Source organism: Dasania sp. GY-MA-18, assembly GCF_024734385.1.
Lineage (GTDB): Bacteria > Pseudomonadota > Gammaproteobacteria > Pseudomonadales > Dasaniaceae > Dasania > Dasania phycosphaerae.
Genome location: NZ_JANHAP010000001.1, coordinates 77,995 through 102,104, shown reverse-complemented (window position 1 = coordinate 102,104; position 24,110 = coordinate 77,995). Strand labels below are relative to the sequence as shown.

The 24,110-nt window shown below is 48.9% G+C and carries 23 protein-coding genes; 16 read left to right on the top strand and 7 right to left on the bottom strand.

All coding sequences use genetic code 11. The annotated features are described in order from the left end of the window. Positions 1-34 precede the first annotated feature (34 nt). Positions 35-2,599: an RND family transporter gene (locus NO559_RS00465; RefSeq protein WP_258329801.1), complete on the top strand. Its 2,565-nt coding sequence runs from the start codon at positions 35-37 to the stop codon at positions 2,597-2,599. Positions 2,600-3,076: 477 nt separating this feature from the next. Here the strand turns inward: NO559_RS00465 and NO559_RS00460 are convergent, their stop codons facing one another. The 5 genes from NO559_RS00460 to NO559_RS00440 form a co-directional block, all read right to left on the bottom strand. Next, the gene (locus tag NO559_RS00460; RefSeq protein WP_258329800.1) at positions 3,077-3,505 is read right to left on the bottom strand and encodes a hypothetical protein; all 429 of its coding nucleotides are present in this window, start codon (positions 3,503-3,505) and stop codon (positions 3,077-3,079) included. Between the two features lie 4 nt (positions 3,506-3,509). Continuing rightward, positions 3,510-3,722 (bottom strand): hypothetical protein, encoded by a 213-nt coding sequence (locus tag NO559_RS00455; RefSeq protein ID WP_258329799.1) that lies wholly within the window; start codon positions 3,720-3,722, stop codon positions 3,510-3,512. Positions 3,723-4,176: 454 nt separating this feature from the next. Continuing rightward, complete coding sequence (locus NO559_RS00450; RefSeq protein WP_258329798.1) at positions 4,177-5,520, bottom strand: magnesium transporter; 1,344 nt, start codon at positions 5,518-5,520, stop codon at positions 4,177-4,179. After that, on the bottom strand, positions 5,517-6,368 hold the full coding sequence (locus NO559_RS00445; protein WP_258329797.1) for a CBS domain-containing protein: 852 nt from the start codon (positions 6,366-6,368) through the stop codon (positions 5,517-5,519). Before NO559_RS00445 ends, NO559_RS00450 begins: the two co-directional genes overlap by 4 nt. Further along, the gene (locus NO559_RS00440; protein ID WP_258329796.1) at positions 6,355-7,260 is read right to left on the bottom strand and encodes a mechanosensitive ion channel; all 906 of its coding nucleotides are present in this window, start codon (positions 7,258-7,260) and stop codon (positions 6,355-6,357) included. The genes NO559_RS00445 and NO559_RS00440 overlap by 14 nt, the downstream gene beginning before the upstream one ends. Positions 7,261-7,582: 322 nt before the next feature. On the opposite strand from NO559_RS00440, the gene NO559_RS00435 reads away from it, so the two are divergent. The 15 genes from NO559_RS00435 (at position 7,583) to NO559_RS00365 (ending at position 21,280) form a co-directional block, all read left to right on the top strand. Continuing rightward, positions 7,583-7,837, top strand: a complete 255-nt coding sequence (locus NO559_RS00435; protein WP_258329795.1) for a YkgJ family cysteine cluster protein — start codon at positions 7,583-7,585, stop codon at positions 7,835-7,837. Between the two features lie 21 nt (positions 7,838-7,858). Beyond that, complete coding sequence (locus tag NO559_RS00430; RefSeq protein WP_258329794.1) at positions 7,859-8,446, top strand: LON peptidase substrate-binding domain-containing protein; 588 nt, start codon at positions 7,859-7,861, stop codon at positions 8,444-8,446. Positions 8,447-8,604: 158 nt separating this feature from the next. Further along, positions 8,605-9,861, top strand: a complete 1,257-nt coding sequence (locus NO559_RS00425; RefSeq protein ID WP_258329792.1) for a glutamate-5-semialdehyde dehydrogenase — start codon at positions 8,605-8,607, stop codon at positions 9,859-9,861. Positions 9,862-9,881: 20 nt separating this feature from the next. Continuing rightward, positions 9,882-10,532: a nicotinate-nucleotide adenylyltransferase gene (gene nadD, locus NO559_RS00420; RefSeq protein ID WP_258329790.1), complete on the top strand. Its 651-nt coding sequence runs from the start codon at positions 9,882-9,884 to the stop codon at positions 10,530-10,532. A gap of 44 nt (positions 10,533-10,576) precedes the next feature. After that, a complete protein-coding gene (gene rsfS, locus NO559_RS00415; RefSeq protein ID WP_258329789.1) occupies positions 10,577-10,909 on the top strand; it encodes a ribosome silencing factor in 333 nt (110 codons plus the stop codon). After that, complete coding sequence (rlmH, locus tag NO559_RS00410) at positions 10,909-11,376, top strand: 23S rRNA (pseudouridine(1915)-N(3))-methyltransferase RlmH (RefSeq protein WP_258329788.1); 468 nt, start codon at positions 10,909-10,911, stop codon at positions 11,374-11,376. Before rsfS ends, rlmH begins: the two co-directional genes overlap by 1 nt. Positions 11,377-11,426: 50 nt before the next feature. Continuing rightward, the gene (mrdA, locus tag NO559_RS00405; RefSeq protein WP_258329787.1) at positions 11,427-13,331 is read left to right on the top strand and encodes a penicillin-binding protein 2; all 1,905 of its coding nucleotides are present in this window, start codon (positions 11,427-11,429) and stop codon (positions 13,329-13,331) included. Further along, the gene (rodA, locus tag NO559_RS00400) at positions 13,321-14,466 is read left to right on the top strand and encodes a rod shape-determining protein RodA (protein WP_258329786.1); all 1,146 of its coding nucleotides are present in this window, start codon (positions 13,321-13,323) and stop codon (positions 14,464-14,466) included. The genes mrdA and rodA overlap by 11 nt, the downstream gene beginning before the upstream one ends. Positions 14,467-14,645: 179 nt before the next feature. Beyond that, positions 14,646-15,620, top strand: coding sequence for a lytic murein transglycosylase B (mltB, locus tag NO559_RS00395; protein WP_258329785.1), 975 nt, complete (start codon positions 14,646-14,648; stop codon positions 15,618-15,620). An 8-nt stretch (positions 15,621-15,628) separates the two neighbouring features. Next, entirely contained in the window at positions 15,629-16,381 is a 753-nt protein-coding gene (locus NO559_RS00390; RefSeq protein ID WP_309149043.1) for a septal ring lytic transglycosylase RlpA family protein, read from the top strand. 76 nt (positions 16,382-16,457) lie between these two features. Continuing rightward, positions 16,458-17,621 (top strand): D-alanyl-D-alanine carboxypeptidase family protein, encoded by a 1,164-nt coding sequence (locus NO559_RS00385; RefSeq protein WP_258329784.1) that lies wholly within the window; start codon positions 16,458-16,460, stop codon positions 17,619-17,621. 13 nt (positions 17,622-17,634) lie between these two features. After that, a complete protein-coding gene (locus NO559_RS00380) occupies positions 17,635-17,916 on the top strand; it encodes a YbeD family protein (RefSeq protein WP_258329783.1) in 282 nt (93 codons plus the stop codon). Next, positions 17,917-18,561 (top strand): lipoyl(octanoyl) transferase LipB, encoded by a 645-nt coding sequence (gene lipB / locus NO559_RS00375; RefSeq protein ID WP_258329782.1) that lies wholly within the window; start codon positions 17,917-17,919, stop codon positions 18,559-18,561. Positions 18,562-18,613: 52 nt separating this feature from the next. After that, positions 18,614-19,636 (top strand): lipoyl synthase, encoded by a 1,023-nt coding sequence (lipA, locus tag NO559_RS00370; RefSeq protein WP_258329781.1) that lies wholly within the window; start codon positions 18,614-18,616, stop codon positions 19,634-19,636. A 150-nt stretch (positions 19,637-19,786) separates the two neighbouring features. After that, complete coding sequence (locus NO559_RS00365) at positions 19,787-21,280, top strand: aldehyde dehydrogenase (RefSeq protein ID WP_258329780.1); 1,494 nt, start codon at positions 19,787-19,789, stop codon at positions 21,278-21,280. A 537-nt stretch (positions 21,281-21,817) separates the two neighbouring features. Here the strand turns inward: NO559_RS00365 and NO559_RS00360 are convergent. Then, on the bottom strand, positions 21,818-23,467 hold the full coding sequence (locus tag NO559_RS00360) for an acetolactate synthase large subunit (RefSeq protein WP_258329779.1): 1,650 nt from the start codon (positions 23,465-23,467) through the stop codon (positions 21,818-21,820). A 104-nt stretch (positions 23,468-23,571) separates the two neighbouring features. Further along, positions 23,572-24,105 (bottom strand): DUF2058 domain-containing protein, encoded by a 534-nt coding sequence (locus NO559_RS00355; protein ID WP_258329778.1) that lies wholly within the window; start codon positions 24,103-24,105, stop codon positions 23,572-23,574. Between the last annotated feature and the right edge of the window lie 5 nt (positions 24,106-24,110).

The following is a 24,110-nucleotide window of genomic DNA, read 5'->3' as shown; positions in this document are numbered from 1 at the left end:
ACCACATGGTATCGTTTAAAGGATAACTCTACGCATGCAACAGCGTTTATTTTCGTTTTATCAAAGATTAATTTTACAGCGTCCCTTAGTGACCCTATTAGCCACCTTGTTGATATTGGCTGGTTTTGCCAGTCACATCCCCAACTTTAAATTAGATGCCTCCGCCGACTCCTTGGTGTTAGAGGGCGATAAAGACTTAGAGTTTTTCCGGGAAATTAATAAGCGCTATGGTGCCGACGACTATTTGGTGGTCACCTACACCCCCGAGCAAGATTTGCTTAGCGATGCGGTATTGGCGCAACTGGATGCCCTGCAAAGCGATTTAGCCCAGCTGCCCAAAATCACCTCAGTGGTGAGTATTTTAGATGTGCCATTACTGCAGAGCCCGCCAGTCACCTTAGAGGATGTGGCCAATGACAAGGGCATAATGAATTTGCGCATGCCCGAGCTGGATAGGGAGTTAGCCCGCAAAGAACTGACCACCAGCCCTGTATATAAAAGCCTGCTAACCAGTCTGGATACAAAGACCACAGCCTTACAGGTCAACATACAGCGCGATGAACAGTATTTTAAATTGCTCAATGCCCGGGATGATTTGCGGGCGCTCTCCCACAGGCCGGGTTTTACGCAAGCGCAGCAATTGCAGTTACAGCAAGCCGAACAAGCCTTTAGAGATTACGCTGTTAGCTTCAATAAACAGCAAGCAGAAATGGTCAATAGCGTACGCCAAGTGCTGGATCGTTACCGCGGCAATGCACAGTTATTTTTAGGTGGTGTGCCTATGATAGCAGTGGATATGATTGACTTTGTTAAAAGCGATTTAGTCGTTTTTGGCAGCGGCATTATGCTGTTTATTATTTTTGTTATGGCAGTTATTTTTAAACGCCCCAGCTGGGTAATCGTGCCCTTGGCTACCTGCTTGGCCACCGTGGTATTTATGATGGGGCTAATCACATGGTTGGATTGGCGTATGACGGTAATCTCCTCCAATTTTGTGGCGCTGTTATTAATTATTACCTTGTCTATCACCATTCACTTAATTGTGCGCTACCGTGAGGTGTTACACGCCTACCCCGATGATAGCCAGGCGCAACTAGTGGCCAAGACCACTCAGTTTATGGCCAAGCCCTGTTTGTACACTACCTTAACCACCAATGTGGCCTTTGCCTCGCTGGTGGTTAGTGGCATACGGCCAGTGATCGATTTTGGTTGGATGATGACCGTAGGGGTGAGCACCGCCTTAGTGTTGTCCTTTGTGTTATTGCCTTCCATTATGTTGCTGATGAAAAAGCCCGCACTCAGCGCTGCTAAAAGCGATGAAGATACCCATGATGCTGCTATGACTTTATGGTTTGCCAAACTTACCGAGCATCATAAAAATAAAGTCTTAATTGCGGCGTTATTATTGGCTGGCTTGAGCGCTTGGGGGGTTAGCTTACTCAAAGTCGAAAATCGTTTTATCGATTACTTCAAAGAATCTACTGAAATTTATCAGGGCATGGAGCTAATAGACGAACAGCTAGGTGGCACCATACCACTAGAAATTATTATTGATGCAGAAGCAAGCGGCCCTGTATTTGCCAGTACTGAGCAACCAGCTAGCGGCGCTGATGACGCAGCTGCTGTCGATGATTTTGCCGACGATTTCGAAGATGATTTTTTTGCTGATGATGTGAGTTTTGCAGATGACGACACTGCAAATGCTGGCCCTAGCAGCATTTGGTTTACACGCACAGGTTTGGCTCGTATAGAGCAGGTACACGATTACATAGACAGCCTGCCAGAAACAGGCAAGGTCATGTCGCTGGCGACCACGGGTAAAATGCTAGAGCAATTATCACCCGGCTACGACAATATACAATTGGCTTTAATCCAAAAGAAATTGCCCGAAGATATACATAGTTTATTGTTAGCGCCTTATTTAGACGAGGAGATAGATCAAGCAAGAATTAGCATACGAGTCAAAGAAACCAGCCGCAGCCTGCAGCGCGATGAATTAATGAAACAGATTAAATCGCACTTGGTTAATGAGTTAGGCTTTGCCGAAGATAATGTGCGCCTAAGTGGCATGTTGGTGTTGTATAACAACATGCTGCAAAGCCTGTTCCGTTCGCAAATTCTCACTTTAGGTGCCGTGTTTTTAGGCATTATGCTGATGTTTGTAGTGTTGTTTCGCTCATTCAAAATGGCGCTGTTGGCTATCACACCCAATTTATTAGCTGCTACCTTAGTGTTGGGCGGTATGGGGTTAATAGGAATACCCTTAGATATTATGACGGTAACCATAGCCGCTATCACCATAGGCATAGGTGTGGATGACACCATACACTATGTGCATCGTTTTAAAGATGAGTTTGAAAAAGACCGCAACTACATAGCCACCATGTACCGCTGTCACGCCTCTACCGGGCAGGCTATGTATTACACCTCGGTGACCATTGTTTTGGGTTTTTCGATTTTGGCTTTGTCTAACTTTAAACCCAGTATTTATTTTGGCTTGCTCACTGCCTCGGCCATGTTTGCCGCGTTGATGGGGGCTTTATTATTATTGCCGCAGTTGATTATTGCGTTCAAGCCTTTGGGTAAGGAAGGGCAGTAGGTGTTGGGGCTGTCATGCCTGTGTAGGTAGGTATCTAGGGGCTTGGGGTTGTCATGGCGGGCTATGGCCCGGAATCCAGGAAGTTGATTTGGATTTTCTTTATTGATTTTTGTTTTTTTCTTAGCTTGGGTTCCGCCCTGCTGAGCGGGTTACTTTCTTTTGCTTGCCCAAAAGAAAGCTAACCAAAGAAAAAGGCACCCCTAGTCCGTCGCCCTTCGGGTTCCCTGTGCTACTCAAAAACTAGCGGCCGCTGCGGAACTCGCATTTTGAAGATACTAAATCTTCAAAATACTCAAACAGTCCTCGCTGCTTCGCGCCGCTACTTTTCTCCGTTGCTCGGCGACTCCCAAGGGGACTTCGGGTGCTTCGTAGTAGGATTTGAGAAAGCTAGAATAATGTCTTTCAAGTGCTCTGATCCTTTGAATTCGTAGTGGATTTTGCGAAAGCCTGAAATAGCACCTTTCAAGCACATTGATCTTAAAGCTTATACCACTGATTTACTCGCATTCTAATTAATTCAACCAATGATTTACCACTTTCTGAAACAACATTAAAATCTGCCTGCATCCAATGCATCTTTCTTTCCTGAAGTTCATCGGGCTCAGATAAGCCAATATCCATATGGTGGATATTAATTAATTCAATGTATCTCATCGCTTCGTGAATTATTTCATCTGGAATAAAAGCCCTTACTTTGAATATGTAGTTAGTTGTTTCTTTGATCTTATCCTGTAACTCAAAAAATATTTTGTCGGATGTATTACTACCTATCACCTTTTGAGAACGGAAGTTGTTGTTTGCCAGCTCAACCTCAGATATCAGAGTAGAAATGCTTTGGAGTATTTCATGTTCTCGTTCATATAAATACTGGCTTCGTCCAATATCACCGGCTAGATCGGATTTCATCCGTTCAATATTTTCCGAAAAAATCAGCTTTTATAGACTCTACAGCCTTAGTTATATCGGCTGCCACTTGTTGATAGGCATAATCTTCAGCTCTTTTCTTGAGGTAAGCGGATAAGAAAGATGTAATAGCTATATTTACAACAAAAAAAGCTCCAAGGAATAGTGCAGCTTGCCACTCTCCTGAAAGTAGAATTTGGGGGGCAGTCAATTCAGTCATCCTTAAAAATTTTCCTACGCGAGTTTGAGTGGTGCTTTAACAGTCTTATCAAGCTGAATAGCTATATTTAGACATTACGCCTATATTTTTATGTATACCATCCCCCCCCCATCATTTAAGCTCAAATTGCCCTCCAAAACCAACTACGAAGCACCCGAAGTCCCCTTGGGAGTCGCCGAGCAACGGAGGGAAATAACGGCACAACGTAGCGAGCACTGTCCGAGTGTTTTTTGATTAAGTATCAAAAAATGCGAGTTGCGCAGCGGCCGTTATTTTCTGAGTAGCGCAGGGTATCGGCGTAGCCGACGACGGACTAGGGGGGCCTTTTTCTTTGGTTAGCTTTCTTTTGGGCAAGCAAAAGAAAGTAACCCGCCCAGCAGGGCGGAACCCAAGCTAAGCAAAAAACAAAAATCAATAAAGAAAGCCCAAATCAACTACACCTAGATACTAACTTTCACACCAACATACTAGCCAATAATGTCGCGATCCCCAAAAAAGACATAAAGCCCGCAATATCCGTAACCGTCGTTAATATAATGGAGGAAGATTGAGCGGGATCCTGCCCCAATTTTTTTAAACAAATAGGCACCAACGCCCCGGCTATACCGGCTATGGTCATGGATATTATCATTGCCATAGACAGCACTAGTGCCAGTCCCATACTCTGACTCCATAAATACACTCCCGCGCCACAGGTGATGGCTACGGCTATACCATTGATGAAACCGGCTCCGGCCTCTTTAATCATGACTCTAAACCAATGGCGAATGGTGATTTCCCGCAGGGTCAGGCCTCGCATAGTGACGGCTAGTGCTTGCGCGCCGGTATTACCCGATTGCCCAGCGGCAATGGGCATCAATATGGCCAGGGCGGTAAATTGCGCAATAGTGCTTTCAAATAAACCGACCACGGAAGCGGCTAAAAAGCCGGTTAACAAGTTGATTTGCAACCAGGGCTGGCGTTTTTTAACGGCAAATAAGCTGCTCGATAGTGCTCTTTCATCTGCGCTGGCACCAACCATGGTTTGCAAATCGGCGGAAATATTTTCTTTTAATGCCTCTATGGCATTGGCGCCGCGAATAATACCCAATATGCGATGGTGCACATCAATAACGGGTAGTATGTCTAGGGTGTTTTTCTGTAATTTTTCGGCAACGTCTTCCTTGGGGTCTAGCGCGGCCACAAATTCGGAGATTGAAGAACTTAGCTCTGCTAAGGTTTGGCTTGCTGGTGCCGCCACCAAATCCACTAGGTCTACTTGCCCGTGTAGGCGAAAGTCACTGTCTAGGGTATATAGGCGTCGTCGCATAATGGCAGGGTGTTGGGTTAGTTGTGCCATGGCTTCTGCCACCGTAATATCTTTGCTAAATGTCAGTACGCCAGTGTCCATCATATGGCCAGCACAGTCGGGTGGATAATTCAGTAATTCCCGCAGTTCTTGGGCTTGGCTTTGCCCCATTAATGACAGGTAGCGTTCGCATTGCTGTTGCTCAAGTCGGCTGATCAGGCTGGCACAGGGGCCGGCATCTAATGCCGCTAACAGTTCTAGGGCAACGGCATCGGGGGTCAGAGGTAGTATCTGGCTAGCTGCTGGCGGGGTAATGTTTATCCACACACCTTGGCGTAGCGCAGGTGGCTGCGAAGCTAATATCTGTGCTGCAGCTTTTGCTTGTAATGTCTCTAGTTTGCGCGCGGCATCGCGAGGGTAGTTACGGAAAAAAGCCCGCGTCAAAATCTCTGTAGATATTGATACCTCAGGCTCGGATATTTCAGAGGCAGCTGTTGCTTCATCACTCATCGATGCTCTCCCAGCATGGATTCTGAATCGGACTTGTTGCCTAGCAGCGCTAATAGTGCGACCAGTGAGCCTATATAGGCTTCCCCCATATTACTCAGAAAATTATTTTGGGGAATGGCTCGTGGTATTTCACCGTATTGTTCTAAGCTGCGGCGCAAATCGGCATGAGCTAATAAGCCGATTAACTCTTTATTGCGGTTAATCACAGGTAGAACATCATATTGTTGCCACTCCTCATGGTGGGCTGCCGTCGCCAGACTGGCGCGGCTAGAAAGGGGGGCGGGTGCATCTATGCAAAGGTGAGAAATGGAGGATGCTTTATTGGCGTTTAATAAGTCTCTTATTGAAACGAGGCCTACTAAATAGTTGTTGCTGTCTACAACCGGTAGTGCATCGCCCAGGGTGGCTCCATTGGTATTGGCAAATCGTTGCAGCGCTTCAGCTGCCAGGCAGTTGGGCGGTAACATGACAATATCGGCGCTCATCCAGGCACCTACAGAGTCGTCAGAATAGCTCAGCAGCAAACGGCATAATACGGCGGTTTTTTCCGGTAGCTCTATAAGAATTTGTTCTCGCTTAGTTTTGGGAATGTTTCTTAAAATAGCCGTCGCTTGATTGCTGCTAAATTCAGCAAGCAGTCCAGCTGTGATATCCAGCGAAAGATGTGCACATAGCCTAGCAGCATAAGGCGGCAGCATATGGCTAATCAGCTCGCGACCTTGGCGCAGTGGCAGAGCCTTAATAAGTTCGGCGGTTATGTCCTGTGATTGTAACTCCAGCTCACGTGCAGCGGCTTGGGGGTGCTGCTGAATAAATGATAGCACTACATCCAATTCATACTGGCTCATCATGCCCCCCTTTTTTGCTAAAGCGATTGCCAGTCAGTGGAGGCTCGGCTTCATTACTAGCGGTGTCAGTAATGATCTCGCTGATTTTTTCATGGAATAACTTAGCGGGAATTGCAGCGCGGCCTTGTGGTGTGTCTAAAATTACCAAGGTGGAGGTAATCTCTAATAAATAACCCTCAATGTCATCGATTTTAATCAGTTGCCCTAGTTGATAATGTTTGCATGCGGTTTGTACGCCAATCACATTCGCCACAAAGTGCTTGGCACCCAGGCCAAAAGCTAATGCTGCGCCGCCAAAAAATATACCAGTAATTACAATCAGGGCGGTGGTGAGGAAGGTAACATTAATGCCTAACTGCTCTGCACCAATAATCACCGCCGTTAATACTACCGATACCTGAGCTATACGTGCGAGCAGTTCGGCTTGAGCGATACCGGTGGACTCGGCGGCGCTGGCGACGGCTGAGCGTGCGATGCCACTTAAAGCAAAGCCGGCCAAAATAATCAACAAACCAGTGAGTACATTAGGGAGGTAGATTAATAAAGCGTTGCTGGCACTGGCGATAATTTTCCAGTCCATCATATTGGCGCTGGCAGCTATAAAAAACAGCAATACACTCCAGAATACTATGTTGCCCACCCAGTGGGCGTAGGAGCGGTTGGATGATTGCGCTAGTCCCCGTTTTTGAGCGGTTCGCAATAACAGTACATCCAGCCCCCGAATTAACTTGCGAGCGACTAAACGCAGCAGCCACGCCATGACCCAGCCAATAAGCAGTAAAGCCAGAGCGCCTAGTAACTGGGGGATATGTTCTATCGTTTGACGGGCGAACTCATGATAGGTTTCAGTTAGCGTATTCTGCCAATCGAAAACCGGTTTGGATTCTGCCATAGCAAGCCTCTAGCTGAGTGGTTGTATTATGCGGTGTTGATATCTTGCTGCTTAAAAATGATCTTGCTCGTGTTTTATATTAGTACAGCTAGGGAAATGTGTAGGGCTTGCGAGCACCTGAAGCAAGGTGGCCATTAACGTAATCACAGAGCAGCACTGAACAACGCTAGATACGGCATAGACTTATGCTTGCTAAATACGTTTAACCTAGGCCAGCAATATAGAGTTATAATCACTCTCGGCTGGCCTGGCCAATAACAGCGCGCGGCGGTCAACCCAAGTGAACCCATGCAAGTGAAGCAATCCAAATGAAACTCTTCCAATGAACTGCCGCTTAGGCTGCGGTGCATGCTGCATTGCCCCCTCTATAAATAGCGCTATACCTGGCATGCCCCAGGGCAAACCCTCTGGTGTGCGTTGTGTACAGTTAGACGATGACAATCTCTGCAAATTATTTGGCTTGCCTCAGCGGCCAGCCCTGTGTGCTCAGTTTCAAGCTGATATTGAGGTATGTGGTGATAACCGCGATCAGGCATTACACTTAATAACAGTGTTAGAGCTAGCAACCCAGTCTTAAATTCAGCAGCCGGGGCAGTTTATGGAGACTATTCCATTATTCCCGTTAAAAGCGGTGTTATTTCCCAAGGGGCGTATGCCCTTACAGATATTCGAACCTCGTTATTTGGATTTGGTAAAGGATTGCCTCAAAACCAATACTGGTTTTGGTGTGGCCTGGTTGCGGCAGGGCTCAGAGGTCAGCGTGGCCAGCCAACCGCAGGGTACTAAACTGGCCGATGTGGGTACCTATGCCAGCATAGTGGATTGGCACTCCTTGGAGAACGGCCTGCTAGTGGTGGTAATAGAGGGCGAAAAAAAATTTCGCATACAGCATGCCGAGCAGCGGGTTAATGAGTTGTGGCAGGCCGAGGTGGAGTGGATAGAGCCCGAGCCCAGCATCCCCATCCCTCAATATAGCGCCGAATTAAAAAACCTACTGGCGCAATTAGTCGAACACCCCCATATCGCCAGCCTAGAGATAGATAGTGACCTCAACGACGTCGATAGCTTGAGCTGCGTTTTAGCTCAGCTATTGCCCATAGACGAGTCGGTGAAGTACTCGCTGCTAACTTCTGACTCCCTTACCCGCATAGAAGGCCTGATGGATTTATTAGCTGCCATGGAATGAACGCACAAGCTGTGCCGTTCATTGCAAGATAGTGATTATTTCCTTTGGCTCATCAGGTATAATGGCGCCCATCTTTGAGTGGGGCTTTTGGGCCGCATATCTAATCGCAAGTTGATAATCGAATAACACCGCAGTAAAAAACACAGGTTGAGTAAAGAATGGACGTAAAGTCATATATGGCTGAGTTGGGTCAGCAAGCGCGGGCAGCCTCGCGCGCTATGGCCGCAGCCGATACCGGGGCAAAAAATCGCGCTCTGCTGGCTACCGCTAAAGCACTGGCCAGTGCCCGCGATAGCCTATTAGCCGCTAATGCCATTGATATGGAGAACGGCCGCAGCAATCAGCTAGATGCCGCCTTATTGGATAGATTAGAACTGACCCCCGAGCGCATAGACGCCATGATAGAGGGCTTGCAACAAGTGGCCACCCTGGCAGACCCAGTGGGTGAAATGACAGACGTGAGCTTCCGCCCCTCAGGCATACAAGTGGGTAAAATGCGCGTGCCTTTAGGTGTGATAGGCATTATTTATGAGTCGCGCCCCAATGTGACTGTAGAGGCAGCCAGCCTATGCATTAAATCGGGCAATGCCACCATTTTGCGCGGTGGCTCTGAGGCCATAGCCTCTAACCAAGCTATAGCTGCTTGCATTAAGCAGGGCTTAGCCGCAGCCGGCCTACCGGAAACCGCAGTGCAAGTCATCACTACCACCGATAGAGCCGCCGTAGGCGAGCTAATCACCATGACCGAATTTGTAGACGTGGTGGTACCCCGTGGTGGCAAAGGCTTAATCGAGCGTATATCCCGCGATGCCAAAGTGACTGTTATTAAGCACTTAGATGGTATTTGCCATGTGTATATCGATGAGCAGGCCGATTTAGATAAGGCCTATAACATCGCCATGAACTCTAAAACGCACCGCTACGGCACCTGTAACACCATGGAAACCTTATTGGTACACAGCGCTGTGGCTGAAGAAATACTGCCGCTGCTCGCTCAGGGTTATCAGCAAAAAGAGGTGGAGTTGCGTGGCTGTGAACAAACCCTAGCAATACTGCCCCAGGCCTTGGCTGCCAGCGAAGAGGACTGGCGCACAGAATATCTAGCCCCTATTTTGGCGATAAAAATAGTGGCCGATCTTGATGAGGCCATAGCGCATATCAACCGCTACAGCTCCCAGCACACCGACTCTATAGTCACCGAAAATTACAGCAAGGGCCGTCGCTTTATGCGCGAGGTAGACTCCAGCTCGGTGATGATTAATGCCTCCACGCGTTTTGCCGACGGTTTTGAGTACGGCCTAGGGGCGGAGATAGGTATCTCCACCGACAAAATTCACGCTCGTGGGCCGGTGGGCTTAGAAGGCCTCACCTCACAAAAATACGTAGTTTTTGGTGATGGCCATATACGTCAATAATGCCCTGCGAGTCCAACGTTTTGACTAAGCCGCCGGTAATCGCGTTATTGGGCGGCACCTTCGACCCCATACACAATGGCCACTTGCTTTCAGCGCAGGAGCTAAAAGCTGTATTGGCGGCCGATGAGTTTAGGTTTATCCCCTGCCATAGGCCACCACACCGTGCTACCCCCGGGGTTAGCAGCCAACAGCGCCTAGCCATGGTAGAGCTGGCTATAGCGGGTAAGCCTGGCTTGAGCGTGGATGGTCGTGAACTGCAACGCGATCAGTTGTCCTATACCATCGATACCCTAATCGAACTACGCCGCGAATATGGCGAGCATGCCGTATTGTGTTGGGTCATGGGGGTAGATGCTTTTTGTCATTTAGACACTTGGCATCGCTGGCAGGAGCTGTTGGATTACGCCCATATCATAGTGATGGCCAGGCCAGAGGCTACACTACCGACTCAGGGGCCAGTGGCAGAGCTACTCGCCGCACATCAAGTTGAGACGGTGGCCGTCTTGCTACAACAGCCCGCAGGGCAGCTATTATTACAAACACTGACCCCATACCCGATTTCTGCCACCGCGATACGGCAGGCATTTAGGGAGGGTAAACGACCCAGCCAGGCCCTGCCTGAGCCGGTATTAAATTACATAGAGCAGCATCAGCTGTACCGCAGCGAGTGAGCATTAGCCACACTGCTTAGCCTTAGCACAGGAAATGAAAAACCATGAAGTTTACCGCCGAAACCCTTAAAGACGCCGCTTTTGAAGCCTTGGACGACCTCAAGGGTAAAGACATCGTCACCCTAGACGTAAAAGGCTTAACCAGCGTTACCGACTATATGTTGGTGTGCACCGGCAGTTCTAATCGCCATGTTAAATCCCTAGCCGACAATGTTTACACCGAGTTAAAAAAACAAGGCCTGCAAGCCTTGAGTGTAGAGGGCGATAGCGGCTCCGAGTGGGTGCTGGTAGATTTTGGCGACGTGGTTGTACACGTGATGTTAGAAGAAGCGCGCAACTTTTATGAGTTGGAAAAACTCTGGTCTGTGCCCGCCTAATGCGCTTACGGGTAATCGCCGTGGGCACTAAAATGCCCGGCTGGGTAGAGCAGGGCGTGCATGAGTACCAAAAGCGCCTGCCGCCTGAGCTTAAATTAGAGTTTAAAGAGCTGCCCCTGGGCAAGCGCGGTAAGGGCGCCGATATACAGCGCGCCATACAAAGCGAAGGCCAGCAAATGCTGGCGGCTATAGGCAAAGGCGATACCGTGGTGGCGCTGGATGTTTTAGGCAAGCCCTGGAGTACCGAAAAACTGGCCGTAGAGCTAAGCGAATGGCAGCTTAGCGGCAATAATATTAGTTTATTGATAGGCGGCCCCGATGGCTTGGCACCGGAATGTTTGGCCTTGGCACAAAAAAAATGGTCTTTATCGGCCTTAACTATGCCTCACCCTTTGGTGCGTATATTATTAGCTGAGCAACTTTATAGGGCTTGGACGATCAATTGTAATCACCCCTATCATCGCTAATTGTTTTAATTCGTTCATGAACATAACAATAACAACCTTGGCTGTAGTGCATGTCACCACGCGTTAGCATTAAAGACCCTTACACCGAAAAGCGACTCTATGCCGCCAGGTTAGTGGTGGTGCTATTAGGTGTGAGCGCGCTATTGCTATTGCTGGTGTGGCGTTATTTTTCACTGCAGGTATTGGATCACGATATTTATCGCACCCAGTCCGACCGCAACCGCGTACAGCTGCAGGCCATCCCCCCTAAGCGCGGCCTAATCTATGATCGCAATGGCGTATTGCTAGCCGAAAATATTCCCAGCTACGAACTCACCGTGGTTAAAGAGCAGGTGGGGGATTTAGAACAAACCCTGGCCACGTTGCAAACCATTGTAGAGCTCAACGACGAGCATATAGAAAAGTTTAAGCAGCTACTCAGCCGCCGTCGCGCCTATCAGGCGATTACCTTAAAAACACAGCTCAGCGAGCAGGAAATTGCCGCCATAGCGGTAAATCGCTATAGGCTGCCCGGGGTAGATGTGGATGCGCGGCTAAGCCGCTACTACCCTCAAGGCGAATATTTTGCTCATGTGCTGGGTTATGTGGGGCGTATCAGTGAGCGCGAACAGGCGGTGATCGATGAGGTTAACTACAGTGGCAGCCAGTACATAGGCAAAATAGGCCTAGAAAAATACTACGAAGAGTTGCTACACGGTAAAGTGGGTTATCAAAACGTAGAAACCAATGCTCGCGGCCGGGTACTGCGGGTATTAGAGCGGCAAGACCCAGAGCCCGGCGCCGATATTTATTTACACCTGGACGCCCATGTACAAAAGGTGGCGCACGATGCTTTAGCGGGCGAGCGCGGTGCGGTAGTGGCTATAGACCCCAGTAATGGCGGTGTTATTGCCATGGTCAGTACGCCTAGTTTTGATCCCAATTTATTTGTTAACGGCATTAGTAACAAAGATTACTCGCAGCTGCGTGACTCCTTAGACCTGCCGCTATTTAACCGAGCGCTACAAGGCCAATATCCTCCGGGCTCTACGGTTAAGCCTATTTTCGGTTTGGCGGGTTTACATCACAAGGTGGTGACGCCGCAGACCAAAGTGCGCGACCCCGGCTGGTATCAGCTGCCTAATGATGATCGCCTATACCGCGACTGGACCTGGAAAACCCGTCGCCGTGGTCATGGTGAACATGTGCAATTAGAACAGGCCATCGCAGAATCCTGTGATACTTATTTTTGGGACTTGGCCTACCAGCTGGGCATAGATCGCATGCATGATTTTGCCCAACCTTTTGGCCTGGGTAGCAAAGTAGAGATAGACAACACTAACGAACGCGATGGTTTATTACCGTCCAGAACCTGGAAGCGACAAATGAAACGCCTGCCTTGGTTCCCCGGTGAAACTTTAAACGTAGGTATAGGTCAGGGTTATATGCTGGTAACCCCCCTGCAATTGGCTTCGGCTTTTTCAGCGGTGGCCAACCGTGGCGATAACTTTGTGCCGCGTTTATTGCGTCAGCAAGCAGAGCAGGCTTTGCCTCCTGTGGCCAAACCTTATATAGAGGTGCAGGCCCAACACTGGCAGTCGGTAATACAGGCCATGGCGCAGGTTATTGATAGTCGACGTGGTTCGGCACACAGCATACGCCGCGGCGCCCGTTTTAGTATGGCGGGAAAAACCGGTACCTCACAGGTAATAGGTATAGCCCAGGGGGCGGAGTATGATGCCGAGCAAATTTTAAAACGGCAGCGCGACCACGCCTTATTTGTAGGCTTTGCGCCTGTCGATAAACCCAAAATAGTCGTGGCTGTGATCATAGAAAATGGTGAAAAAAGTAGCAGAGCTGCCGCGGTGGTAAGAAAAGTATTTGATGCTTGGTTAATCGATCAAGATATGTTGAATAAAGAATCCAGCAGCCCAGTGTTTAACGTTGCGGCTACAGAGGTGGCAAATGAGTCATAGTGACTTCGTGCGGCAAATGCCCAATACCGGCTCGCAGCTGGCACGCCGCAACAGTATTTGGCAGCGTTTACATATAGATTTACCGCTGCTGTTTTTACTGATGCTGCTTACCGGCGGCGGCTTGTTTGTTTTATACAGTGCCAGCGGTCAGGATATTTCGGTTATTTATAAACAGAGCCGCTTTTTTCTCTTGGCCTATGCGGTGATGTTTTTTATTGCCCAGTTTGATGTGGAGCGTATTAAACGCTTAGCGCCGCCCGCCTATGTGGCTTGTGTGATATTACTGATTTTAGTGCCCTTTATTGGTGTGGGTGCTAAAGGTGCGCAACGCTGGTTAAGTTTGGGGGGCTTTCGCTTTCAACCCTCAGAGTTAATGAAGGTGGTACTGCCTATGGCGGTGGCCTGGTATTTTTCTAAGCGGGTATTACCGCCGAGTTTTCGCCATGTTATTGTCAGCTTAGTGATTGTTTTTGTCCCCACTTTATTGATTGCTAAACAGCCCGACTTAGGTACTTCTATATTAATTGCCGCCTCGGGTTTATTTGTGCTGTTTTTAGCGGGTATACCTTGGTCGTATATTGCCAGCGCTCTGGGCTTGGTTTTAATGGCCGCTTACCCCATGTGGCACTATGTGTTACACGGTTATCAAAAGCAGCGCATACTGACCATGCTCAATCCCGAAAGCGATAAGCTGGGGGCTGGCTGGAATATTATTCAGTCTAAAACCGCCATAGGTTCTGGCGGCTTTGAGGGCAAGGGTTGGCTGAATGGCACCCAGTCACAATTAGACTTTTTACCCGAAAGTCACACCGATTTTATTATTGCCGTATTGGCCGAAGAGTTAGGTCTAAAAGGTGTGCTGGTATTAATGGCTTTGTATTTGCTGATTATTGGTAGGGGGCTGTGGATAGGCTATAAAGCCCAGCACTGTTTTGGCCGTTTATTGGCGGGCAGTATTACCCTGACTTTTTTTGTTTATGTGTTTGTCAATATGGGTATGGTATCGGGTTTGTTGCCGGTAGTGGGGGTGCCTTTGCCCTTGGTGAGCCAGGGCGGTACTTCCATAGTGAGTCTGATGGTGGGCTTTGGTTTACTGATGGCTATTAGCACTGAAAAACGCATTATTGATCAATAAAATTTTAGTTTTTAAACGGGCTAAGCCATGTCAGCAATAAACGATGCGTTAAAGTTTAAACTAGTTCCTATTTGCGCAGGGCTGCTATGTTATGCTGGCGGCTACGGAGAGCGGCAAGCAGTAAAAAATATTTTAATGCATAGCTTGTTGATGTGTAGAGGTTAAACGTGGGTAAAAAATTGACTAACAAAACTGGGTTTAAAAGTGCAGTGGCGGCACTGGCTTTGTGCTTAAGTACGGGCTTACAAGCTAGCTACCAAAGCCATGAGCAAGCGCAAGCTTTTGTCCAGCGTATGGCTAGCGAGCACGGTTTTGATACGGCTTATGTCAGCGGTTTATTGGCCAGGGCTGAACGCAAGCAAGCCATCTTAGATGCAATCTCGCGCCCCGCCGAAAAAGTATTAACGTGGAAAGATTACCGTAAAATCTTTTTAGATGAGCGCCGCATAGCCCAGGGCCGTGAATTTTTACAACAATATAAAGTGCCGCTGGCTAGAGCCGAGCTGCAGTTTGGTGTGCCCGCCCATATTATTGCCGCTATTATCGGGGTAGAGACACGCTACGGTCAGCTTAAAGGTAGTTATAGAGTATTGGATGCACTGGCCACTTTGGCGTTTGATTACCCACCGCGCAGCAAATTTTTTACCAGTGAGCTAGAGCAATACTTATTACTGGTAAAAGAGCAGGGCTTTAAGGCCGAAGAGCTGATGGGGTCTTATGCTGGCGCTATGGGTTTTGGCCAGTTTATCTCCAGCAGCTACCGGCATTATGCGGTGGATTTTGATGGTGACGGTATTGCCGACATTATTAATAACCCCATCGATGCCATAGGCAGTGTCGCTAATTATTTTAGCAAACACGGTTGGCAAAGCGGTGAGGCCGTTACCGTTACCGCCACTATTAACGATAAAACCGATCGCGACTTGGCCAATCAATCCTTAAAACCACAACATAGTTTGCAGGATATACAGGCTGGCGGTTTTCAGCCCAGCTTTGATGTCGATATTAATAGCCCGGCCACGGCTATGATTTTACAAGGCGAGCAGGGTGATGAAGCCTGGATAGGTTTTAAAAACTTTTATGTAATTACCCGTTACAACCACAGCAAGTTGTATGCGATGGCTGTTTTTCAACTCAGTGAATCCATTAAGTAAGCGCAATCATGAAAGTCATTTTTATTGCTGTTATCGCCGTGTTGTTAACGGCTTGTAGCGTCTTTGAAGCCAAAGATAGTGCTCCGCCCATAGTGCTTACCGCTGATCAAATCAGTGATGCCGTGCCGGTGCGCGAGCCTATTACCACGGCGGGTAATCGCAGCCCTTATAAGGTGCTGGGTAAAACCTATCACCTATTGCCGGGGGTGAAAGGCTATGTGGAAGAGGGCATAGGGTCATGGTATGGCACCAAGTTTCATGGCCGCAACACCTCTAATGGCGAGTTATACAGCCTGTACAAAGCCACTGCTGCCCATAAAACTTTGCCTATACCCTGTTTTGCCAAGGTCACCAACTTGGAGAACGGCAAGCAAATTATTGTGCGCATCAATGATAGAGGACCTTTTCACGAGGATAGGATTATAGACCTGTCCTATGCCGCTGCGGTTAAGCTGGGCTACGCCCAAAAGGGCACCGCCCGATTGCGGGTAGAGGCCATAGACCCTATGAGCCTGCCCGGCGACTTAGGCCTAAAGCGTTATTATTTGCAGGCGGGCTCGTTTCAGAGCTTGGCCTCGGCACAAAACTTTCGCGATAAATTAACCCAGGAAACGGGTCAGGTGGCTAGTGTTATCACCAGCGAGGTGCCTGGCTTTTATCGCGTATTGCTGGGCCCCTTTGTCGACTATGCCAAAGTGGAGCAGCTAGACAGCGAGCTGCGCAGCAAGCAGCTGGCCACACCCAGGTTGATTAGCGAGTAGCGCAACACGTTGAGTTCCGTTACCATCCTGTTACTTCATTCACCTCACCATATATAGTGGGTTTATACACATACTTATGAGATATATTGCTTTTCTTTTTGCCAGCTTCACTCTAACCACCTTAAGTTTGGCCGCGCCAGCTATTATCCCCGCGCCGCCGCAAATTGCCGCCTCTGGCTATTTGTTAATAGACGCCAACAGTGGCAAGGTCATAGTCGAAAGCAATGCGGATGAACGTCTGCCGCCAGCCAGTTTAACCAAGCTGATGACCAGCTATGTGCTGTCCTACGATTTAAAAAATAACCCCAATATTAACAATGACGACATGGTGTTAATAAGCAAGCGCGCCTGGGCGCAAAACCCCGTGTTTGCAGGCTCCTCGCTGATGTGGATAGAAGTGGGTAAGCAGGTGCCCTTAGGTGAACTGCACAAGGGCATAGTGATTTCATCGGGCAATGATGCCAGTGTGGCGGTGGCCGAACATTTGGCGGGCAGTGAGCAGGCCTTTGCCGATGTTATGAATCAGCATGCGCAAATTTTGGGCATGGAAAACACCCATTTTGTAAACGCCCACGGCCTGCCCGACCCCGAGCATTACACCACGGCTCGTGACTTGGCTAAGCTGGCTCAGGCGATTTTAAAATTTCCTGAATCATATGCCTTGTATAGCCAACACGATTACACCTACAACAATATACGTACCACCAATCGCAATCGTCTATTGTTTAAAGACCCCAGTGTTGATGGCCTAAAAACCGGTCACACCAGCGAGGCGGGTTATTGTTTGGTGACTTCAGCTAAGCGCAATGATATGCGTTTAATCTCGGTGGTCATGGGTACTAGCAGTGAGTCGGCCCGAGAGCGTGAAACGCAAAAGTTGCTGTCTTACGGCTTTCGCTATTTTGAAACCCACCAGCTATACGATGCCGGTGCCGAGTTAACCGATAGCAAAGTCTGGGCTGGCAACAGTGATAGTTTAAAACTAGGGGTGAGCCGCGACATACATCTAACCATCCCCCGCGGCCAGCACGATAATATCAAAGCCGTGCTCAATATAGATGAAACGATTAAGGCACCGGTTACCAAGGGCAAAGTCTACGGTGAACTAGTGGTAAGTTTGGCGGGCGAAACCCTATTGCAAGAGCCGCTAGTGGCCTTAGAATCGGTGGAAGAGGGTGGCTTATTTAAGCGCCTGTGGGCCGGTATTGTATTGTTTTTTAAACAATTACTGGCGTTTTAGTAGGGGCTAGGTGATGAACTTTTCTGATATTCCCGACGATCAAAAACCCAAAATAGAGTTTCCCTGCCAGTACCCCATCAAGGTGCTGGGGGATGCCTCCGATGACTTTCAGCAATTTGTTGTTGAACTTATGAATAAACATGCTGAAGTGGATCACGACTCAGTATCGGTCAAGGCCAGCGGCAAAGGCACTTTCCAATCAGTGACTATTACCATTACCGCTGAAGGGGTAACGCAATTAGAGGCCATACACGCTGAATTGAAATTATCTAGCCGCGTCAAAATGGTTTTATAAATGGCTGCTGCGGTAACTGCTAGCCAAGCTTTAGTGGTTAAGCACTTAGGCCTAGTCGATTATGTGCCGGTGTGGCAGGCCATGAAAACCTTCACCCAAGAGCGCAGTGCTGACTGTACCGACGAAATCTGGCTGTTACAGCATTACCCCGTATTTACCCAAGGCCAGGCCGGCAAAGCTGAGCATGTGCTGGCCCCCGGCGATATACCGGTAGTACAGGTGGATAGGGGCGGTCAGGTTACCTACCACGGCCCCGGCCAGCTGGTGGTGTATTTACTCTTAGATATCAAACGCTTAGGCATAGGTGTCCGGCAGTTAGTAACCGTAATTGAGCAGGCCATAGTCAAGGTCTTGGCCAAGCAGGGTATCAGTGCTAACCCTAGAGCTGACGCGCCCGGGGTGTATGTGGATTCGGGAGCTAAAATCGCCCAGCTGGGCTTGCGGGTGAGTAAGGGCCGCAGTTTTCACGGCCTCAGCCTTAATGTTGATATGGATATGCAGCCCTTTGCCCGTATTAACCCCTGTGGCTATGCGGGCATGGCGGTTACCAGCATGGCGCAAGAGTTAAACCAGCCGGTGGCGGTAGCACCTATAGCCGAGCAGTTATTGGGCGAACTCATGGCCGATCTTGGGTATAATGCCTGACAATTTTTCTTGAGTGGTATCCGCACTCTCTCATCTAACTAGTGGTTGCAACGTGTCAGAACAAAACGAAGTCAATACCGCGGCAAGTGCTCAAAAGGCAGCGTCGCCAGCAGCGCCTAAAAAGGCCGTTAAAAAAGTTGTACAGGGTGAAAAACTACGGGGTGCCGATAAGGTTGCCCGCATCCCGGTAAAAGTCATACCCACCGAAGTGATGCCGAAAAAACCCGACTGGATACGGGCTAAAGTGCCAGCAGGCAAAGAAGTCACCCGTATTAAAAACCTGTTGCGCAAGCATAAGCTGGCTTCGGTTTGCGAAGAGGCCATGTGCCCCAACCTAGGCGAATGTTTTAGCGGTGGCACCGCCACCTTTATGATTATGGGTGAGATCTGCACCCGTCGCTGCCCCTTCTGTGATGTGGCCCATGGCCGCCCCAATGCCCTAGATGAAAACGAGCCCAAAGAGCTAGCCGCCGCCATAGGCGATTTACAGCTCAAGTATGTGGTAGTGACCTCAGTAGATCGCGACGACCTGCGCGATGGTGGTGCGCAGCATTTTGCCGACTGTATACGCGAAACCCGCGCTGCTTGCCCCGGCATACGCTTTGAGGCGCTGGTACCTGATTTTCGTGGCCGCATGGATATCGCATTGGATATTTTGGCTAATGAGCCGCCGGATGTGTTTAACCACAACCTGGAGTCGGTACCCAGCCTGTATAAAAAAATACGCCCCGGCTCTGATTACCAGTGGTCGCTGGACTTGTTGAAAAACTTCAAGGCGCGCTGCCCCGATGTGCTCACCAAGTCGGGCTTGATGCTGGGCCTGGGTGAAAGCCGCGAAGAGCTGATCCAAGTGATGAAAGATATGCGCGCCCACGATGTGGATATGATTACCATGGGCCAATACCTACAGCCCAGTAAAGATCACCTAGCGGTAGAGCGTTTTGTCACCCCCGAAGAGTTTGACGAGTTTGGTGAAATTGCCAAGCAGTTGGGCTTTAAGAGTGTGGCCAGCGGCCCTATGGTGCGATCTTCCTATCACGCCGATAAGCAGGTTGATATCAGCCAGTTTAAGTAGTTGTAAACAGAGTTTTTCCTACTATTGAATAACATCTTGTGGGTGTTGTTACTGCTATAGGGCTGTGCTAGTTTTGAGCACTTAGCAGTAACCGTATTGCATGCTTGTAGCACATGCTTCAATAATAAATTCAATAAAATAGGTAAGCTTATGAGTGATCTAACACTGGCAGATTGGCAGCAACGAGCCGCTGAACTCAGCATCGAAGGCCGCGCTTTTATTAATGGTGAATACGTAAATGCGCTTTCGGGCAAAACCACGGCCGACATCAACCCCGCCAATGGCCAAAAGCTAGCAGATATAGCCTGCTGTGGTCCCGAAGATGCCGAGCTGGCCATTGCTGGCGCACGTAAAGCTTATCAGTCTGGGGTATGGTCTAAGCTGCCCCCCGCCGAGCGCAAAAAAGTCATCGTGCGCTGGGCCAACTTGTTAGAAGAGCATCAACAAGAGCTGGCATTATTAGAAAGCTTAGATTGCGGCAAACCTATCTCCGACACCCTTTATGTAGATTCCGCTAGCGCGATAAATACCTTGCGCTGGAATGGCGAGGCCGTGGATAAGGTCTACGACGAAATTGCTCCCACCGGCCCCGGTGAATTAGGTCTAGTAACCCGTATGCCCCTAGGGGTGGTGGTGGCTATAGTGCCGTGGAATTTCCCGCTGGCCACTACCGCTTGGAAACTAGGCCCCTCGTTAGCGACCGGCAACTCGGTGATTTTAAAACCCGCTTCTAATACTCCCCTAACTGCCTTGCGTTTAGCCGGTTTAGCCAAAGAGGCTGGTCTGCCTGATGGTGTGTTGCAAGTGTTGCCTGGCCCCGGCGGCAGCTTGGGTGAGGCGCTATCTTTACATATGGATATAGATGGCCAAACTTTTACCGGCTCTACACCGGTAGGCAAAATGCTGATGGAGTATTCCGCCAAATCTAATTTAAAACGTACTTTTTTAGAGCTGGGCGGCAAGTCACCCAATATTGTGTTTGCTGACGCTGACTTGGATAAAGCCGCGAAAATGGCAGCGCTGGCGATCTTTTATAACCAAGGTGAAACCTGTACTGCCGGTTCACGCTTATTGGTAGAAGAATCCATTATAGATGAGTTTGTTGCCAAGGTAGCTGAGGCGGCCAAGGGCCATATGCCCGGCAACCCCTTGGACCCCAATACGGTAATGGGCGCTTTAATTGATAAAAAGCAATTCGATACCGTTGAATACTATGTGGATGTAGCCACCAAAGAAGGCGCTGAGTTGGTCTGTGGTGGTAAGCCCGCGCAGGTAGTAGAGGGCGGTTATTATTACGAGCCGACGATTTTTAAAGGCGTGCGCAATAATATGCAAATTGCGCAAGAAGAGGTGTTTGGCCCTGTGTTAGTTGCCATCCCCTTTAAAGACGAAGCCGATGCGGTGGCTATAGCCAATGATTCTATTTATGGTTTGGCCTGTGGTATTTGGACCAACAACTTGGGCCGTGCCCACCGTGTTGCCGCTGAAATTGAGGCGGGCTCGGTATGGGTGAATAATTATTTTGGTGGCGATATTACTGTGCCCTTCGGTGGCTTTAAGCAATCGGGTAATGGCCGTGATAAATCCTTACACGCCTTTGATGATTACACTGAGCTAAAATCCACTTGGATAGATATTAGTTAGTCTTTATAGCTAAATGCTGCGGCTGCACAAAAGCCGTATTGTTTAACGATGCTAAAGCTCTTACTTAGGTAAGGGCTTTTTTATTGCTTGAGCAACCTTTGTTAAATGTGAGCTTTACTAGCCCTGATGGCCAGCCTTCTGCCATTGCCGGGTTTAAAATATCTAACTATGCCAATAGGTAAGATTCTTTTTTGCCAAGAACAACTTAAGCCAACACAATAGTTTACTAACGCCGACGGCTGAGCCGGATGCTGTCGCTACATGGTCTGGCCCCTCCCCCCTTTATCTAAAAAGACGCCCGTGTCCGCTACTGAGCCTTAAGACGCTGCGCTGTCTCATCCGCTACCCCGGCCAGCCCTTTTATATTTCGCGACAGCACCCGCCTCAGCCCTCTGGCATCGTGCGAATGCTGATTTTTCGGTGAAGAAAACAGGCAGCTAATAGTGAAATCATATTATGGAAAGCTAAGAGCCTCGTAGCTTTCCACTAACTAAGATCATCAAATAATGTACTGCCTGTATTTGCTTTACGGTGACTTTATATGGGGCAGGTCATCTCCCCTAAACGCTCGGTTAAGGCCATATTTTCTCTGTAGTCTATGGGAATAACCACTAGGCTGGGGCCGTCTTCGGCTAGGGCTTGGGCGAGTGTGTTTTTTAAATCCGCGCTGTTATTGACTCGGTGGCCGTGCCAGTTAAAGGCAGAGGCCAGTTGCAACCAGTCGGGGTTGGTGAAGGATAGGTCGGTGTGTTTTTTAAATTCATTGCTTTGCTTCCAGGCAATTAAACCGTAGCCGCCGTCTTCCCAAACCATGACGGTGAGTTTGCAGTTGAGTCTGTGGGCGGTTTCCATTTCTTGTACATTCATCATAAAACCGCCGTCGCCGCTAATAGCTAAAATATTGCGGTCGGGGTGTACCAAGCTGGCGGCAATCGCGCCGGGTAGAGCAAAGCCCATAGAGCAAAAACCGTTGGGGATTAGGCAGGTGTTGGGTTCGTGGCATTGGTAGTGACGGGCTATCCACATTTTATGCGCGCCTACATCGGATAGCAGTATATCCTCTGGCCCCATTACCGCGCGGGCGTCGCTTAATGCTTTTTGTGGTTTGATTATGCCTTCGGTCACATCTTCGGCATAGCGGTTTAACTCTTCGGTCATATCGCGGCGTACTGCTTGCTGGCGTGCGGTGTCGAAGCTGTAGCCCTGGGCGTCAATACGCTCGTTAAGCATCCACAGGGCGTGAGCTAAATCGCCCACCACTTCGATTTGAGGGTGGTAGTTTTCATCGATTTCGGCGGGTAAAAAGTCTATGTGTATGATGTCTTTACTGCGGTCGTTATTCCATAGCTTGGGGTGGTATTCCACCATATCGTAGCCTAGGGTGATGACTAAGTCGGCCGCGTCTAGGGCGCAGGCAGGTATGTCTTTTGCGCCTAAACCTATGGTGTAAAGGCAGTAGGGGGCATCCATATCGACACAGCCTTTGGCCATAAAGGTGCTGAGTACGCCGATTTGTGTTTTTTCACACAGCAACCGTAACTGCTTGCTGGCACGGCGGCGTATGCAGCCATTGCCGGCAATAATGATGGGGTTTTTCGCTTGCTGTATACGGGCAAAGGCCTGGTCCATAATTTTATCGGCGGGTACTGGTCGGCGGAATTTTTTTACCGGTAAGGGCTGCTTGTCGCAGGGTAGCTTGGCGATGTCTTCGGGTAGTTCTATATGTACGGCGCCGGGTTTTTCGGTGCGGGCCAGGCGTACCGCCTTACGCATAATTTCGGGTATGTTTTCGGGGTGCCAAACCGTGGTGGCCCATTTGGTGACGGGCTCAAACATATGCACCACGTCCATTACTTGATGGGATTCTTTATGCAGGCGGGTAGAGGCGCCTTGGCCGGTGAGTACCAGCATGGGGGCTCTATCCATATTGGAATCGGCAACGCCGGTAATTAAGTTGGTGGCACCAGGCCCCAAAGTGCCTAGGCAGCCGGCAGGGTTGCCGGTGAGACGGCCGTATATTTCGGCCATAAAGGCAGCGCCTTGTTCATGGCGGGTGAGTATGAAGCGGATTTGGGTGGAGTGTTCCAGCGACATCATAAAGTCGGCATTTTCTTCGCCGGGTACACCAAAAATATATTCTATGCCTTCTTCTTCCAGGCATTTCACCATTAGGTCTGACGCTTTCATAGCTGCTCCTCTACGTTAGGGTAGTTTGAGCATAGACCATATTTCGCTAACGGTATAAATGATGAGCTATTTTTGTGTTTTAAAGGGTAGCTATTAAACCAGCACTACCACATTAAATCGTCGGGGATTTGATAATCGGCATAGGGGTCGTCTTCATCTATGCTGTCTTTTTTGTCATTGATTAGCACGATAACTGATTCGTCCCGTTGTTTGATTTTATCTGCCACTACAGCGGGTACTAACTCATAGCCTTCATTAAGTTTCGCGATAGCGATTAAGCCGTTACTTAATTGTGTTTGCAACAGGGCGGTAACATAGAGTTTTTTGATTTTTTTGCCGTCGGTAAATTGGTAGGCTATGTCACCGTCACCTCTATCTATGCGGTGGCGGCTAATGAGTTGAATAATTTGCGCCTGTATGGCTTTTTTCTCGGCCTGTTGTTGCTGTTGCTTATTTAAAGCTTTGGCCTTGGCGGCTTTTTCAGCTAGGGCTTGCTGGGCCAGTTGCTTAGCCTCATCGACTTGTACACTACCTTTGGGCTGTTGTTTAGCCTGTTTGCGTTGCTCTTGCTTAATTTTTTTGGCTTTTTTGGCATCGACTATGCCTGCTTTGAGTAGTTGGTCTTGTAGTGAGGCCATCTTGC